Raw genomic sequence first — 16887 nt, forward strand, 5'->3', positions numbered from 1 at the left:
AATTCTCAAGAATCAAATGCTATAGTTGTGAGAAAACACATTAATTAATCAAACGAGGTAGTTACAAATAGTCAAAAGAATAATAGTAATTTTAAAGCTGTCAAAAAGATTACCCTAGAAAAGAGTAATAATGCAAAAATTAATCCTACAATTATTCTTAAGGCTACAGAGCATTAGAATATAGTGATGAAATTACTTTTAAAGATAGTAGTTATTAAAAAAAGAAATTCATAATTATTCCAGATAATACTAGTAAATAATAAATGGTACTAATATTAGATGTAGATTAAAGAATATTATTATCAAAGAAATCATGACTAATCGTAAAAATGGTGGTCATGATTTTTTGTTAAAATTTTAGTTAATCATCAATTCGATAATGAAACTCACTTGCGAATCGTGGAAATTGTTGTCCAGCAAAAATACGATCTTTATCTGTTTGGATAGGGTCTACGAAAGTACTATTTCTATCATCTGCTATTAGAACTCCTCCGGGGATAATATAAACAGCTGCACCACCAACTGGTAAATTTTTAGGACCATATTTTCCAATTAATGTGCCTTTATATTCTTTAAAATAAGATAATATCATCTCATAATTTTCATCTACAAGACCTTTTTCATCAAAAATAAAGGTATGCCCAGTACCGTCTACCCAAGTGCCTTTTAGGCTTGAATAATCTCCATTTTGAATCGCTTGAATATCTAATTTTTTCTGAGCAACCTCTTTTTGTTTTTCAGGAGAAGTGATGTACCATTGTGTTGGTTTCCATTCTTTTTGTTTTAAATCTAATTTTTGAGGGAGATTTTTAATTGTATCCTCAGTTGTACCTTCTGTTACGATTTCAAATGAATCTCCTTTTTTATTAAGGTGATAGTGTGCATATGGAGAAGTACTTGCTGTATCGGTACTAACATAAGAGAAACTACCATTTTCTAATGGATATAAGTTTGATTTATCCCCAATTTTATCTAATTTATTAGTAAGTCGAATGACTTTTCCATCTGAAATAGTATAAATGTCTAAAGTGGTATGATCTTCTCTTCTAGGTCCCATAGAAATCACTAATTCATCTACTCCATTTTTATCAAAATCCTCTAACGTATAGCTAATACCGGGAGCATCATAAACTCTTTTTACGGAATAAGCAGTTGAATTAATATTTTGATTTTTGGTAATTGATTTTTTTGTCCGTTATTGTTAGTAACATTCTCAACGACTTCCTTATAATCCTTAAGGACTGAATTATACAATGTATAATCCGTTACAGGTTTTGGTGCAACGGTTGTTTGAGTAGTTGTTTCTGCTTCTGTTGTAGCAGAGTTAGAATTAGAACTTGAATTTTGACAAGCTGTTAATAAGCTAATAGAGATTCCCAGCCCTAGTAGCAAATGAGATTTTTTCATAAATAGAACTCCTTTTTTCTTAGTTTGAAATTAGTATAACAAAGGTGTCGTTTATTTTTCAAAAGATATCTTAAAATACGATGATTATGAGGTTTACGAATAGAAAATAGGTGTGTACAATAAAGAAGAGTAAATGGAGGGAGGAATAAACATGCAAGAATTCAAAGATGCAACAGCAATGGCAGAAGCTGTACGAAATGGAGAAGTTTCTTCTGTTGAATTAGTTCAAGATGCTTTGTTTAAAGTAAATCAATTGAATCCAACTTTAAATGCAGTTGTGCATTTGCAAGAAGAAAGAGCGTTAAGAGAAACTCGAACACGCAATTTTAGTGATAAGCCCTTTGCAGGTGTTCCTTTATTGTTGAAGGATTTAGGACAATGTCAAAAGGGAGAACCTTCTACTGCTGGTTCACGTTTATTTAAAAATATCCTTCAAACACATCAAGATACATTAGTCACTAAATTAGAAGAAGCAGGATTTGTCATTATTGGTCGAACAAATACACCTGAATTTGGATTTAAAAATATGACAGAACCGAGTTTGTGGGGAGTTACTTCAAATCCTTATGATATCAGTCGTAATGCAGGAGGATCGAGTGGTGGTGCAGCAAGTGCAGTGGCGAGTGGAATGGTTCCAATTGCGATGGCAAGTGATGGTGGAGGATCGATTCGAATTCCGGCTAGTTTTACTGGTTTGATAGGATTAAAGCCAAGTCGTGGTAGAATCCCTGTTGGTCCAAATGGCTATCGTGGCTGGCAAGGAGCTTCAGTAAATTTTGCTTTAACTAAAACCGTTCGTGATACAAGAAAATTACTAGAAGTCTTGCAAGTAGAACAAATGGAAAGCCCGTTTATATTACCAAAATTATCGAAACATCAACTCTATGGTATCATTGAAAGACCGCTAAAAATTGCGGTCATAGAAGATTCACCGATTGGCAATAAAGTAGAAGATGCTGCAAAAAATGCTTTGAATCGAGCAGTAAACTTTTTACAAGAAAAAGGACATTCTATTGAAAAAATCCAATGGCCAGTAGATGGTATTGAAGTGATGAAAAATTACTATATCATGAATAGTGTAGAAACTGCTACGATGATGGATGGAATTGAAAAAATGCTACAACGTCCACTTACAAAAGAAGATATGGAATTAATGACATGGGGTATTTACCAATCTGGGCAGCGTATTTTAGCGAAAGATTACAGTGCAGCATTGAACCAGTGGGATTATTGGACAAAACAAATGCAAGAGTGTCATGAAGACTATGATGTGATTTTAACTCCATGTGTGAATGATGTCGCTCCAAAACATGATCAGTATCCAATGAAAGAATCTGTTAGAGTAGCACTAGAGTCTATCGAACAATATTCAGTAAAAGAGCAACAAGAAATTATTTGGAAAATGTTTGAAAAAACATTGGAGTTAACGCCTTTTACTCAATTAGCCAATATCACTGGGCAACCAGCGATTAGCCTACCGATTTATTGTACACAAGAAGGACTACCGGTTGGAGTGCAAGTGATGGCTGCAAAAGGACGAGAAGATTTATTATTACAAATTGCAGAAATTTTTGAACAAGAACATCAATGGAATCGAAAAGGTTAAGGGGGAAGTAGGATGAGAATTGCAATTATTGGAGCAGGAATTGTGGGAGCAACGGCTGCATATCAATTATCAAAAAATAAAGAAGTAGAATTAGTCGTCTATGATGATGGAGTTGGTCAAGCTACAAAAGCAGCAGCAGGAATTATTTGCCCATGGTTATCTCAAAGAAGAAATAAAGATTGGTATCGATTGACCGCAAGAGGAGCTTCTTATTATCCAGAATTAATGGAACAATTAAAAGAAGATGGTGTAACGCCATTACCATATGAGCAAGTAGGAGCGTTAGTGTTTAAAAAGACTCCAGAATTATTAGAAAAGTTAGAAAAAATTGCTGCTGAAAGAAGAAAAGAAGAAGAGAGAATTGGTACTTTAACAAAAATTGAATCTGAAAATATTTCCTCTTATGTTCCTGGATGGAATGGAACTCATGGAGCCATTCATTGTTCTGGTGGAGGAAGAGTTGATGGGAAACTTTTAGTCGAACAGCAATTGTATTTAGCACAACAAAATGGGGCTAATGTTCAACAAGAAAAAGTGAGCTTAGTACGAGATGAAAATGGTAAGGTAGTTGTTAAGACCAATAACGGATTGGAACCGTTCGATAAAATTATTGTATCAAGTGGAGCGTGGGTAAAAGAGTTAATTGAACCACTAGGATATTATGTAGACGTTCGCCCGCAAAAGGGACAATTAATTGAATTAGAATTAGAGACAACTGAAGAAACAGAGAAATGGCCTGTTTGTATGTTACACGGAGAAATTGATATTTTACCATTTGCAGATGGTAAAATCATTGTGGGCGCAACACATGAGAATGACCAAGGGTTTGATTTAAGAGATAGCCAAGATCTACAACAAAAAATGTATGAAGAAGCGTGTGAAGTATTCCCACCGTTAAAAGAAGCTAAATGGCTTGGTAGTCGAATTGGAACAAGAGCATATACTTCTGATTTCTTACCATTTTTTGGGAGTGTTCCTGGTGAAGAAACACTATTTGTCGCTAGCGGTCTAGGTTCTTCAGGCTTAACTTCAGGAGTATGGATTGGAGCATTATTAGCACAGTTGTCACTTGGTGATACACCTTTATTTAACGTGGATTCTTATACTCCAGAAAATTATATCCAAAAACTAATATAACAGAAATCAGATTTGTTGTATTTTCTGGAAAATTCTTGTACTATATTCAAAATTAATATTTTAAATATAGGAGGAATTATAATGTTAAAAGAATTTAAAGAGTTTTTAATGCGTGGGAATGTTGTTGATTTAGCAGTTGCGGTAATCATCGGGGCAGCTTTCAAAGCTATCGTTGATTCATTAGTAAAAGACATTTTCGAACCAATTATTGCAATGGTATTCAAAGCAGATTCAATTGCAGGAGTATCTGTTCAAATCGGTTCAGCTACACTTGGTGTAGGTGCTTTTGCAGCAGCAGTTATTAACTTTGTCATTGTAGGTTTTGTTCTTTTCATGGTTGTTAAAGGAATGAACGCTGTTCAAGACTTGGCGAAACGTGGACAAGAAGAAACTGCTAAAGAAGTCGCTCCAGAACCAAAAGCTGAAGATTACTTACGTGAAATCCGTGACTTATTAGCAAACAAATAATGAGATATAATTTGATGAAGGATGAGGGTTCTCATCCTTCTTTTGTTTATTAAAAGAATTTTTAAGAAATGTTCTAAAAATACTATGAAAAATTGTAAACGTTTGCTAAAATAGTGTATTAATCTATGAAAAGGGAGGCTTGAATATGAAAGTCGTTGTTGCCATTGACTCGTTCAAAGGAAGCTTATCGTCTATGGAAGCTGGGCAAGCGATAGCAGAAGGCGTAAAACGAGTTTATCAACATGCGGAGGTAGTAGTTCGTCCATTAGCAGATGGTGGGGAAGGAACTGTTGAAGCATTAGTTGAAGGAATGGGAGGAGTCTTTGTTACTAAAGAAGTAACAGGACCATTAGGAGAAAAAGTAGAAGCAGTCTACGGAATTATTGAATCAAAGGATAATTTGAGTAAAACAGCCATTATTGAAATGTCGGCTGCAGCAGGAATTACATTAGTTCCTGAAGAAAGCCGCAATCCAATGAATACGACTACTTATGGAGTTGGTGAGTTAATTCTAGATGCAATCGAAAGAGGTTGTCGACATTTTATTGTTGGAATTGGTGGAAGTGCGACAAATGATGGTGGAGTTGGGATGTTACAAGCATTAGGATATGATTTTGTAACACAAGAAGGCAAGGCTATTTCTTATGGAGGAAATGGACTCAGAGAATTAGCGAGTATTGAAGAGAGCAATGTACATCCAACATTAAAAGAATGTACTTTCAAAGTAGCTTGTGATGTAACGAATCCATTATGTGGTGAAAATGGCTCCAGTGCTATTTTTGGTCCACAAAAAGGAGCAACTCCTGAAATAGTTCAAGAATTGGATCAATTATTATTACACTATGCTGAATTGTCTAAGAACATTAATTCTCATTCAAATAGATTTTATCCTGGAACAGGGGCAGCTGGTGGTATGGGATTTGCATTTTTAACTTATACTAATGCAACGTTAGAATCAGGTGTTCAAATTGTATTAACAGAAACAAAATTAGAAGAATTAATAACAACTACTGATTTTGTTGTAACAGGAGAGGGAAGACTTGACGGTCAAACGGCATTAGGCAAAGCTCCAATAGGAGTAGCAGCCTTAGCTAAAAAGTATCAAAAGAAAGTGTTAGCTTTTGCAGGAGCTGTTACACCAGATGCAAAAGAATGTAATCAACATGGAATTGATGCATTTTTCCCAATTTTAAGAGGAGTTGTAACACTCAAAGAAGCAATGAATAAAGAAGTCGCTCATCAAAATATGGTGGATACAGTGGAACAAGTTTTTAGGGTAGTAGAAATGATGAAAGAAGGAAAATAAAATGGTTAGTCAAATTAGTACATTAGGAGCTTTAGTTGGATTAATTCTCGCAATTATACTGATTATTAAAAAAGTTCATCCAGCTTATAGTTTAATTTTAGGAGCTTTAGTAGGGGGCGTGATTGGTGGAGCAGGGTTAGCAGATTCCGTTAGTGCGATGGTAACAGGAGCACAAGGAATGATGTCTCCGGTATTAAGAATTATGACTTCTGGTATTTTAGCAGGAGCTTTAATTAAAACAGGTTCTGCTGAAACGATTGCTGAAACAATTGTGAAGAAGTTAGGGGAGAAAAGAGCTGTTGCAGCGATTGCGATTGCTACAATGATTATTTGTGCAGTGGGAGTATTTATTGATATTGCTGTTATTACAGTAGCACCGATTGCTATTGCGATTGCAAAAAAAGCAAATTTATCAAAAGCAGGTATTTTATTAGCGATGATTGGTGGGGGAAAAGCAGGAAATATTATTTCTCCAAATCCAAATACGATTGCTGCTTCAGAAGCATTTCAATTAGATTTAACAGCATTAATGGCTAAAAATATTATTCCAGCATTAGTGGCATTAGTTGTGAGTATTGTATTAGCAGGATTTCTAGCAAAGAAAGTCGATCATGCTTTTGACAATATGGAAGAGGAAGCAGAACATCACAATTCTGTACCATTTTTCCAAGCAATTCTTGGACCGGTTGTGGTCATTGCGTTATTAGCTTTACGTTCATTAGTCGGAGTAAGCGTGGATCCTTTAATTGCATTACCAATTGGTGGATTAGTAACGATTTTAGTAACAGGGCATTCAAAACATACCGTAGAATATACTGAATTTGGATTGAGTAAAGTAATTGGTGTATCGATTTTATTAATTGGAACAGGAACGATTGCAGGAATTATTAAAGCTTCTTCGCTACAAGTTGATATGATTCATGTGTTGGAAGCTTTGAATATGCCATCATTCGTTTTAGCACCATTATCAGGTATTTTAATGGGAGCAGCTACAGCTTCTACAACAGCTGGTGCTACGATAGCTTCTCAAACGTTTGCAGCTCCTCTAGTTTCTTCTGGAGTTCCTGCAGTGGCAGCAGCGGCAATGATTCATGCTGGGGCAACAGTGTTAGATTCTCTTCCTCATGGCTCATTCTTCCATGCTACTGGAGGCTCAGTCTTTATGAGTATTGAAGATCGTATGAAATTAATTCCTTACGAAGCATTAGTAGGTTTGACAAGTACTATTGTTGCAGTGATTTTGTATTTATTAGGGTAAAGTAAAAAAGAGTGAAATCGATGAAGGTTGATTTCACTCTTTTGTTTTGTCTTATTCTTCTGAACGAGAAATGATTAGTGTTAGATTTCCTTTTACAGTTACATCATGAATTGGTGTTGGTAAGATAAAGGAATCTGCTTTTTTAAGTGCAAATGATTCGTCATTTACTACTAGCGTTCCTTCCCCTTCGATAACTGTTGCTAAGTAGTAGTTGTCATCTAATGTAGTAGCGTAAGTTCCATCAATTTCCCATTTCCAAACAGAGAAATAGTGATTTGTAATGAAATGGGTAATCGTTGCATCATCAAAATTTTCAACTATTTGTTCAAAACTTGGTAATTGATGTGGAATTGTAGTAACATCAATCGTTTGTGGAATATGTAATGGACGAGGATTTCCTGCATCATCTTTTCGATCGTAATCATAGACACGGTAAGTAGTGTCAGAGTTTTGTTGTGTTTCTAAAATGACGATGCCTTTTCCGATAGCGTGAATTGTGCCGCTTGGAACATTGAAGAAATCTCCTGCTTTGACAGGAACTTCTGTAAATAATTCATTCCATTTTTCTTCTTGGATTAATTGAACAAATTCTTCTTTTGTTTGTGCGGTATGTCCATAAATAATTTTGGCACCTGGTTCAGCAGAGATAACATACCAACATTCGTTTTTCCCTAATTCGTGTTCATGTTCTAATCCATAAGCATCATCTGGGTGAACTTGAATAGATAAGTCGTCGCTTGCGTCTAAAATTTTGATTAACAAAGGAAAAGTTGGCAATGTTTGTTGATGAAATAATTCAGCATGCCCAGCATATAGTTCTGTTAATGTCATTCCTTGATATTCAGAAGGAGAAAGAACAGTTGATTGTCCATTTGGATGAGCACTAATCGACCAAGATTCACCAACTTTATCACTTGGCAAGGTTAAGTTAAATTCTGTTTGTAATTTTTTTCCGCCCCAAATTTTTTCTTGTAGGACTGGTTTTAAAAAGATAGGTTGCATGATGTCGGCTCCTTTATGATTTTTTTAATCCGTATGAACTAAATTCAAATAAATCGTATCTATGTCTTGAGATAGAATACTCAAATGGTGTTCCATTATCTAGATAGGCAATTTGTTCTACTTCAAAAATAGGTTCAGTAGGGGATAAGTGTAAATATTTTTGATCTGTTTCCGTACTAATGGAGGCTCGTAAAATTTTCATTGCACTTGCGATACGTAGCTTTAAAGTACCTTCGATATAAGAATAAATAGAATGGTGAAGAATTTCTTCAGTAATACCACTTATCAAATCAGTACTCATGTAAGTTTGTTCTAAAACGTATGGTTTATCATCAATAATTCTTAATCGAAATATATTGTATATAGGAGAAGATACAGAAATCTGTAACTTTTCAGCGATGCTTTTTGTAGCGAATTCTAATTTAAAATGAATAATTTCTGAATGCACTTGTGCATGCGATTGTTTAGAAATTTTTGTTAAACCTTGAATATCTCTTTCAGGGACAATAATTTTATGTTTTTGTTCAACTTGAGGCATGATAAAAGTGCCCTGCCCACGTTTGCGATAAATTAAACCTTCATCCACTAACATGTCTAAAGCTTTTTTTACGGTCATACGACTACAATGAAATTTTTTTGTTAATGAAATTTCATCAGGCAATTGCGTATTAGAAGGAGTATCTTGATGTAATATCTCTTCACGTAGTTGTTGATATATTTTTAAATATTTTGTACTCATGTTCATTTTCCTTCATTCTTAATAAGAAAATTATAACAAACAGATACACAACAATCAACAAACAAAAGAATTTGACTATAACTTTTATAAAATATGTCTAGACAAATGAAAATAAAGTGATATACTAATGGTGTAAATATTTGAGGAAGGAGGATAAATATGGATAAAAATATTGTATTTCCAGAAAATTTTTGGTGGGGAGCTGCTACTAGTGGACCTCAAACAGAAGGTAGTACAGATAAAATTCATGAAAATGTAATGGATTATTGGTATAGAAAATCTCCAGAAGTATTTTTTAATCAAGTTGGTCCAGGAGTAGCCAGTGACTTTTATCATCACTATCAAGAAGATTTTGAGAGAATGACGCAAATAGGATTTAATTCTTTTAGAACTTCAATTCAATGGAGTCGATTGATTAAAGACTTCGAAACGGGAGAAGCGGATGGAAGAGCAGTAGAGTTTTATCGTAATGTGATTCAAGAAGCTAAGGAGCGTGGAATTACATTGGTACTAAACTTACATCATTTTGATATGCCAATTGATTTATTGAAAAAATATGGTGGTTGGGAAAGTAAGCATGTAGTCAATTTGTTTGTAAAGTTTGCTCGAACTTGTTTTGAACAATTCGGAGATGTAGTAGAGTATTGGACTACTTTTAATGAACCGATGGTAATCCCAGAAGCAGGATATTTATATGCATTTCATTATCCAAATAAAAAATATTATGGAAAAGAAGCAGTGCAAATTATTTATAATTTAAATTTAGCTAGTGCGAAAGTGATTCAATTATATCGTAGCTTAAATTTAAATGGAAAAATTGGAATTATTTTAAATTTAACGCCTGCTTATCCAAGAAGTTCATCAAAAGAGGATGTTGAAGCAGGTCATTTTGCTGATGATTTTTTCAACCGTTCATTTTTAGAGCCAGCTGTGAATGGAGTATTTCCAGAAAGTTTAGTAGAAATATTAGAACAGGATGGAGTACTTTGGGAACATACAGAAGATGAACTCAATATTTTAAAAGAGAATACGGTAGATTTTCTAGGAGTGAATTACTATCATCCAAAAAGAGTTCAAGCTCCTGAATCTTCTGAAGCCTTTAATGGAAAATGGATGCCAGATAAATATTTCTCAGACTATGAGTGGAAAGAACGTAGAATAAATCCTTATAGAGGATGGGAAATTTATCCTAAAGCCATCTATGATATTGCTAAAAATATTCAAAATAATTACCACAATATCCCATGGTTTATTAGTGAAAATGGAATGGGTGTTGAAGGTGAAGAACGTTTTATGGATAGTCAAGGAATGATTCAGGATGATTATCGTATTGAGTTCTATGAAGAGCATTTATTGTGGTTGCATCAAGCGATAGAAGAAGGAAGTAACTGTTTCGGTTATCATACATGGACAGCTTTTGATTGTTGGTCTTGGAATAATGCATACAAAAATCGTTATGGATTTATTTCGGTAGATTTAGTAACACAAAAAAGAACCATTAAAAAATCGGGATATTGGTACAAAGAAGTAAGTAATAAAAATGGATTTACGATTGACGTAGATAAATATTTATAATGGAGGAATAAACATGGAAAATTCAAAATTTGTAGATAAATTTGTTGTGTTTGCTGGGAAACTTGGAAACCAAATTCATCTAAAAACATTAAGAGATGCATTCGCAACAGTAATGCCACTTTATATTCTTGCAGGGTTGGTTGTTTTATTAAATAATACTGTATTTAAATGGATTATTTCAGATCCAACTACATTATCAAATGTTCAATATTGGGGAATTACTGTAGCAAATGGAACATTGAATATTTCAAGTCTTTTAATTGCAGTAATGGTTGGTTATTATTTAGCACAAAATCGTGATTATGAAAATCCATTAGCGGCAGCTATGATTTCAGCAGTTTCATTAATTGCGATGATGCCAAATGCCGTTCAAGTTGTGGCAAATGGAGCAAAAGATCCTGTTTCAGTGTCTGGAGTATTAACATTCTCTAACTTAGGTACAGGAGCAATGTTCGCTGGGGTTATTGTTGCTTTATTAGCTTCAGAATTATTTATTAAAATTACACGTGTTAAAGCATTGAAAATTCATTTAGGGGATAATGTTCCACCTGCAGTTGAAAAATCATTTAACGTTTTAGTACCAGTTATTTTAGTAGTTTCAGTCTTTGGTTTAGTATCAACACTATTATTCAATATTTGGGGAACTAACTTAATTACATTAATTACTACATTTATTCAAGAACCATTACGTCACGTAAGTACTGGTCTATGGGGAGCAATCATCCTTTACTCATTAGGAAATATGTTATGGTTATTTGGTGTTCACCAAGCCGTTATTTATAGTTCTATTTTAGAACCATTATTAATTATCAACATTCTTGAAAATACAGCAGCTTATAATGCTGGGGAAGCAATTCCACATATTATTAATGTATCACAAGTTCAAACATATGCATTAATGGGTGGTAGTGGTTCAACAATCTGTTTATTAATTGCTACATTCTTAGTAAGTAAAAATGCTGCAAGTAGAAATGTTGCAAAATTAGCATTTGCTCCAGGATTATTTAACATTAATGAACCAGTATTATTTGGTTATCCAATTGTTTATAACGTATCTATGGCAATTCCATTTATCGGAGTTCCAGCTTTAGGAATTTTAATTAGCTATGTTGCAACAAGTCTTGGATTAATGAGTCCTAGTGTGGTACAAGTTCCATGGACTACACCAATTTTTGCTAGCTCATTCTTATCAACTGGTGGTGACTGGAGAGCGGTAGTTGTTCAAGCGATTATCCTAGTTTTAGGAGTTCTAATTTATATTCCGTTTATCAAAGTTCATGATCGTGTCATGGAAAATCAATACGAAGGTTAGTGATTAATATGAAAAATATATTATTAGTTTGTAATGCAGGAATGTCTACAAGTATGTTAGTAAAAAAGATGCAATCAAGTGCCGAAGAACGTTCTATTGAAGTACATATTGAAGCCAAGTCACTAACAGAAGCTAAGAAAAATTTACAAGAGGCGGATGTTATTTTAATTGGTCCTCAAATTCGATATGAACTTGAAAATGTAAAATCATTGGCAGGAGATGTTCCAGTTGCTGCAATTGACATGAGAGATTATGGCATGATGAATGGACCGAAAGTTTTAGATCAAGCTTTGGCATTAGTGGAGGGATAATATGTCTGAAGATATGGAATTAGTATGTTTTCAGTTGATTGCGAATAGTGGGGCAGCAAAATCTTCTTATATGGAAGCTGTGGAATTAGCGAAAAAAGGGGATTTTAAAGGTGCTGATGAAAAAGTAACAGAAGCAGAAGAATGCTTTGTTCAAGCGCATAAAATTCATGCAGATTTAATTCAAAAAGAAGCTGCAGGAGAAAAGACTGAACTATCTCTACTTTTTATTCATGCTGAAGATCAAATGGCAATGACTGAAATGGTTCAATTATTTTCCAAAGAATTAATTCAGTTGTATAAAGAACGTTAAATTATTAAAGGTTCGAATGATAGAAATATGTCATTCGAATCTTTTTTTATAAATTCACCAATATTCAAGACACTTTCTTGCAAAAAACATCATAGTTTACTATTATAAAGAAGTAAAAATAGAACTTGCGAGGGATAATATGAATCAAAAATACGGAATTATTTTAGCAGCTGGAAAAGGCACACGAATGAAATCTGAACTTTATAAAGTGATGCATCCAGTTTGTGGAAAACCAATGGTAGAGCATGTGGTAGATCAAGTAGAACGTGCAGGAGCCGAAACGATTGTAGCCATTGTTGGACATGGTGCAGAAATGGTACAACAACAATTAGGGGAACGTGTTTCTTATGCATTGCAAGCAGAACAATTAGGAACAGGTCATGCCGTTTTACAAGCAGAAGAATTGTTGAAAGACAAAGAAGGAACAACTTTAGTTGTTTGTGGAGATACACCGCTATTAACAGCTGAAACTTTTGAACAATTAATGAAAGTTCATGAAGATACAAAAGCAAAAGCAACGATTTTAACAGCTTGGGTAGACGACCCGACTGGATATGGACATGTAGTTCGTGAGAAAGATGGAACAGTTTTAAAAAATGTAGAACATAAAGATGCTACTCCAGAAGAAGCAGTGATTCAAGAAATTAATACAGGAACTTATTGCTTTGATAATCAATCTCTATTCAGCGCATTAAGCGAAGTTGGAAATGATAATGCACAAGGGGAATATTACTTACCGGACGTATTAGAAATTTTGAAAAAACGTGGAGAAATTATTTCTGCGTATCAAATGCCAAATGTGGATGAAGGAATGGGCGTTAATGACCGAGTTGCTTTATCAAAAGCAGAAAAATCAATGCGTCAACGTATTAATGAACAACATATGAGAAACGGTGTAACATTAATTGACCCTGAACAAACGTATATTGACTCAGAAGTAGTGATTGGTTCAGATACAGTCATTGAACCAGGAGTGTATTTAAAAGGGAATACAGTCATTGGACAACATTGCCATATTACTTCAGGAAGTGTCATTCGTGATTCTATTTTAGAAGATTATGTAACAGTCACAAGTTCAAATATTGAAGAATCATTGATGAAATCTCATAGTAATGCAGGCCCATTTGCACATCTTCGTCCAAAAGCTGTACTAGGAAATTCTGTTCACATTGGAAACTTCGTAGAAGTGAAGAATGCAACTTTAGGAACAGGTACAAAAGTCGGTCATTTAACGTATGTAGGTGACGCTGATTTAGGAAAAGAAATTAATGTTGGTTGTGGAACAATCTTTGTAAACTATGACGGTAAAAATAAACATAGAGCCACTGTAGGCGACCGTGCGTTTATCGGCTGTAATGCGAATTTAGTAGCACCTGTTACAATTGGAGATGATGTCTTTATTGCAGCGGGTTCTACAATTACAAGAGACGTTCCAAATGGAGCATTAGCAATTGCTCGTTCTCGTCAAGAAAATAAAGAAAACTATGCTGAAAAATTACCTTCAGCTCAAAAAAATTCATAGAAATATACATTTAGTTCTTTAAAAACGAATCAAAAACGTTTATTATTATAGTAGTGAAAAAACAAAAATAAAATTCTTCGGGGGTTATCATTGTGGAACATTATTCCGATCCAAATTTAAAGATTTTTGCATTAAGCTCAAATCGTCCATTAGCTCAAAAAATTGCAGATCAAGTCGGGGTAGAATTAGGGAAAGTATCCGTTACTCAGTTTAGTGATGGAGAGATTAAAATTAACATTGATGAAAGTATTCGTGGAGATCATGTTTATATTGTTCAATCAACATCGTATCCAGTAAATGATAACTTAATGGAGTTATTAATTATGATCGATGCATTACGTCGTGCAAGTGCAAAAACAATTAACGTTGTATTACCGTACTATGGATATGCACGTCAAGATCGTAAAGCTCAATCACGTGAACCAATTACAGCAAAATTAGTAGCAAATATGATTACACAAGCAGGTGCTGACCGTGTGTTAACATTAGACTTACATGCTGCTCAAATTCAAGGATTCTTTGATATTCCAGTGGATCACTTATTAGGAGCTCCATTATTAGCCAATTATTTCTTAGAAAATAATTTCAAAGATAAAGATATCGTCGTTGTTTCACCAGATCATGGTGGAGTAACTCGTGCACGTAAATTAGCAGAATTCTTACATGCTCCAATTGCGATTATTGATAAACGTCGTCCAAAAGCAAATGTTGCAGAAGTGATGAATATTATTGGGGATGTTAAAGGGAAAGTTGCCGTATTAATCGATGATATGATTGATACAGCTGGAACTATTACATTAGCAGCTCAAGCTTTACAAGATGCGGGGGCATTAGAAGTTTATGCTTGTTGTACTCACCCTGTATTATCGGGTCCAGCATTAGATCGTTTAAATGCTTCTGTAATTAAAGAAGTAGTTGTAACGGACTCCATTCAAGTTCCTGAAGAAAAAACAGGTGGAAAAATTGTACAAGTTAGCGTGGATCAATTAATGGCTGAAGCGATTAGACGTATTCATGAAAATCGTTCAGTAAGTCCATTATTTATTGAAAAGTTCACAATTATAGATTAAAAAGTTGAAGGTTAAATAGGAGGCTGGAGAGATTTCTTCAGTCTTTTTTATTCTAAAGGAGGTTAATTAGTGAATTCGTGTACAATTAAGGAAAAAGTTTTACTAGGAATGGTTAGTATCATCGTCGGAGTGATTACTGGTGTTTTAACGTCCTTTTTTGGGCAAGTATTATTAAAAGTATCCGAATTACGGGTAGAATATTTTGCGTATTTGATTCCGTTTTTAGCAGTAGTAGGATTTTTATTTCATACAGTCTATTTAAAATATGGGAAAAATGCAGTAGAAGGTATGAATATTGTCTTTCGAATTGGTCAAGGAGAGGACAATCGTATTTCAAAATGGTTAATTCCTTTTATGATGATTGGAACATGGCTAGCTCATTTATTTGGAGCAAGTGTGGGTCGAGAAGGAGTTGCGGTTCAATTAGGAGCAACGGTTGCAAATCAGTTTCAACAATGGTTTTCTTCTAAGAGAAATCGTCAAATTTTATTAATGATTGGGATGGCGAGTGGTTTTGCTGGATTATTTGGAACTCCTCTAGCAGCGACGTTCTTTGCGATTGAAGTAATGATTGTCGGGCAATTACAAATTGATGCATTATTTTATGCATTGTTGTCCAGTTTTATTTCGATGAATGTAGCTCAAAGTTTAGGATTAGAGAAATTTATGGTGGGCATTCCTGTAGAAATTCAATTCGATGAAACTTTATTAAAGATGGTAGGTTTAGGAATTGCTTTTGGATTAACAGGAAGACTATTTAGTGTGAGTTTGGCGTATTTGAAAAAATATTGGAGTACCAAAATTCCAAGTCCAACTTTAAGAATATTTTTATTAGGAATTGTTGTCAGTATTTTAATCGTGGCTTTTGGTAGTGGCCGTTATGCAGGATTAGGGACGAATTTAATTCATGCTAGTTTTTATAGTGAGACAATTTTTGTACAAGATTGGATTTTAAAATTAGGATTAACAGTTTTTTCTCTTAGTGCAGGATTTCTAGGTGGGGAAGTAACTCCACTCTTTTCAATTGGGTCTTCTTTAGGAATTGTAATGAGTTCTTGGCTAGGAATTTCTCCAATGGTAGCAGCTGCATTAGGTTATGGAGCTGTATTTGGAAGTGCGACAAATACTTGGCTAGCCCCTATTTTTATTATCGGTGAAGTATTCGGATATAGTATGATGCCATATGCAGCAATTGTATGTATTGTCGCATTTGTCGTAAATGGAAATAATAGCATTTATGGACAACAGAAAATTTTTGAATTAGAAGGTATAGAAAGATAAAAAACAGGGGCAAGTATTTTGTCCCTGTTGTTATATACACACTTTAAGTAGCAAAAAATTACTGATAACTTTCTTGATTTTAGAGCCGAGAGAAGCTCACTATATAACTTTCTCACTTAGGATTGAGATACACGTTTTTTCAGAATTATTTATTACATCGAAATTCTATCATAAATACACCTAAAACTATAAAAATACAGGAAATTACTGCGCTCATTACTAGTGATACATTCATATAATTTTTTAGAAAAGAAAATAAGGCTACTCCTAAAACGGTTATCAAGCTCGTTAATATTCTCTTTTTCATATATTCATCCCCTAATTCAATATTTTTATCTTTAACACTTACTATTATATTTCTTTGATTAGAAAAATTTGCAGAATATAACTTATACAGTTATACATAAAAGAGTCGCCAAAAAATCGCTTTCTTTTATGCTTGTATTATAATTAATTTTTAAGCAAAATACAATGAATATTAAAACTAAGAGACAGATATACTCGTGGTGTAAAATTTGACAAATTTTTAAATAAACGAAAAAATTCACTTGTTATTTTATGAAAAGTCTAGTATACTTTCGCA

16 protein-coding genes are annotated in these 16887 nt (G+C 34.0%); 12 read left to right on the forward strand and 4 right to left on the reverse strand.

Going from position 1 to position 16887, the window contains the following annotated elements; genetic code table 11:
* Nucleotides 1-361 precede the first annotated feature (361 nt).
* Both RWL86_RS01515 and RWL86_RS01520 read right to left on the reverse strand, forming a co-directional pair.
* Nucleotides 362-1057 (reverse strand): DUF6287 domain-containing protein, encoded by a 696-nt coding sequence (locus tag RWL86_RS01515; protein ID WP_314403559.1) that lies wholly within the window; start codon nt 1055-1057, stop codon nt 362-364.
* 80 nt (nt 1058-1137) lie between these two features.
* A complete protein-coding gene (locus RWL86_RS01520; protein WP_314076848.1) occupies nt 1138-1407 on the reverse strand; it encodes a hypothetical protein in 270 nt (89 codons plus the stop codon).
* Between the two features lie 151 nt (nt 1408-1558).
* On the opposite strand from RWL86_RS01520, the gene RWL86_RS01525 reads away from it, so the two are divergent.
* The 5 genes from RWL86_RS01525 (at nt 1559) to RWL86_RS01545 (ending at nt 7182) form a co-directional block, all read left to right on the forward strand.
* Nucleotides 1559-3013: an amidase gene (locus RWL86_RS01525; RefSeq protein ID WP_314076849.1), complete on the forward strand. Its 1455-nt coding sequence runs from the start codon at nt 1559-1561 to the stop codon at nt 3011-3013.
* Nucleotides 3014-3025: 12 nt separating this feature from the next.
* The gene (locus tag RWL86_RS01530) at nt 3026-4150 is read left to right on the forward strand and encodes an FAD-binding oxidoreductase (RefSeq protein ID WP_314076850.1); all 1125 of its coding nucleotides are present in this window, start codon (nt 3026-3028) and stop codon (nt 4148-4150) included.
* Between the two features lie 81 nt (nt 4151-4231).
* On the forward strand, nt 4232-4618 hold the full coding sequence (gene mscL / locus RWL86_RS01535; RefSeq protein WP_314076851.1) for a large conductance mechanosensitive channel protein MscL: 387 nt from the start codon (nt 4232-4234) through the stop codon (nt 4616-4618).
* 145 nt (nt 4619-4763) lie between these two features.
* On the forward strand, nt 4764-5924 hold the full coding sequence (locus RWL86_RS01540; RefSeq protein WP_314076852.1) for a glycerate kinase: 1161 nt from the start codon (nt 4764-4766) through the stop codon (nt 5922-5924).
* A gap of 1 nt (nt 5925) precedes the next feature.
* The gene (locus RWL86_RS01545) at nt 5926-7182 is read left to right on the forward strand and encodes a GntP family permease (RefSeq protein ID WP_314076853.1); all 1257 of its coding nucleotides are present in this window, start codon (nt 5926-5928) and stop codon (nt 7180-7182) included.
* 51 nt (nt 7183-7233) lie between these two features.
* On the opposite strand, the gene manA is transcribed toward RWL86_RS01545, so the two are convergent.
* Both manA and RWL86_RS01555 read right to left on the reverse strand, forming a co-directional pair.
* Complete coding sequence (gene manA, locus RWL86_RS01550; RefSeq protein ID WP_314076888.1) at nt 7234-8187, reverse strand: mannose-6-phosphate isomerase, class I; 954 nt, start codon at nt 8185-8187, stop codon at nt 7234-7236.
* 10 nt (nt 8188-8197) lie between these two features.
* A complete protein-coding gene (locus RWL86_RS01555) occupies nt 8198-8923 on the reverse strand; it encodes a GntR family transcriptional regulator (protein ID WP_314076854.1) in 726 nt (241 codons plus the stop codon).
* A gap of 159 nt (nt 8924-9082) precedes the next feature.
* Here RWL86_RS01555 and RWL86_RS01560 point away from each other — a divergent pair, with 159 nt between their 5' ends.
* The 7 genes from RWL86_RS01560 (at nt 9083) to RWL86_RS01590 (ending at nt 16304) form a co-directional block, all read left to right on the forward strand.
* On the forward strand, nt 9083-10498 hold the full coding sequence (locus RWL86_RS01560) for a glycoside hydrolase family 1 protein (protein WP_314076855.1): 1416 nt from the start codon (nt 9083-9085) through the stop codon (nt 10496-10498).
* A 13-nt stretch (nt 10499-10511) separates the two neighbouring features.
* A complete protein-coding gene (locus RWL86_RS01565) occupies nt 10512-11810 on the forward strand; it encodes a PTS sugar transporter subunit IIC (RefSeq protein ID WP_314076856.1) in 1299 nt (432 codons plus the stop codon).
* A gap of 8 nt (nt 11811-11818) precedes the next feature.
* Entirely contained in the window at nt 11819-12121 is a 303-nt protein-coding gene (locus tag RWL86_RS01570; protein WP_314076857.1) for a PTS sugar transporter subunit IIB, read from the forward strand.
* Nucleotide 12122: 1 nt separating this feature from the next.
* Nucleotides 12123-12431, forward strand: coding sequence for a PTS lactose/cellobiose transporter subunit IIA (locus RWL86_RS01575; protein ID WP_314076859.1), 309 nt, complete (start codon nt 12123-12125; stop codon nt 12429-12431).
* A gap of 139 nt (nt 12432-12570) precedes the next feature.
* Nucleotides 12571-13953 carry a bifunctional UDP-N-acetylglucosamine diphosphorylase/glucosamine-1-phosphate N-acetyltransferase GlmU gene (gene glmU, locus RWL86_RS01580; protein ID WP_314076860.1) on the forward strand — a complete coding sequence of 461 codons (1383 nt, stop codon included), beginning with the start codon at nt 12571-12573 and terminating at the stop codon, nt 13951-13953.
* Nucleotides 13954-14042: 89 nt separating this feature from the next.
* Complete coding sequence (locus RWL86_RS01585) at nt 14043-15023, forward strand: ribose-phosphate diphosphokinase (protein ID WP_314076889.1); 981 nt, start codon at nt 14043-14045, stop codon at nt 15021-15023.
* A gap of 69 nt (nt 15024-15092) precedes the next feature.
* Nucleotides 15093-16304, forward strand: coding sequence for a chloride channel protein (locus tag RWL86_RS01590; protein WP_314076861.1), 1212 nt, complete (start codon nt 15093-15095; stop codon nt 16302-16304).
* Nucleotides 16305-16887 lie beyond the last annotated feature (583 nt).

The organism is uncultured Granulicatella sp. (assembly GCF_963515095.1).
GTDB lineage: Bacteria > Bacillota > Bacilli > Lactobacillales > Aerococcaceae > Granulicatella.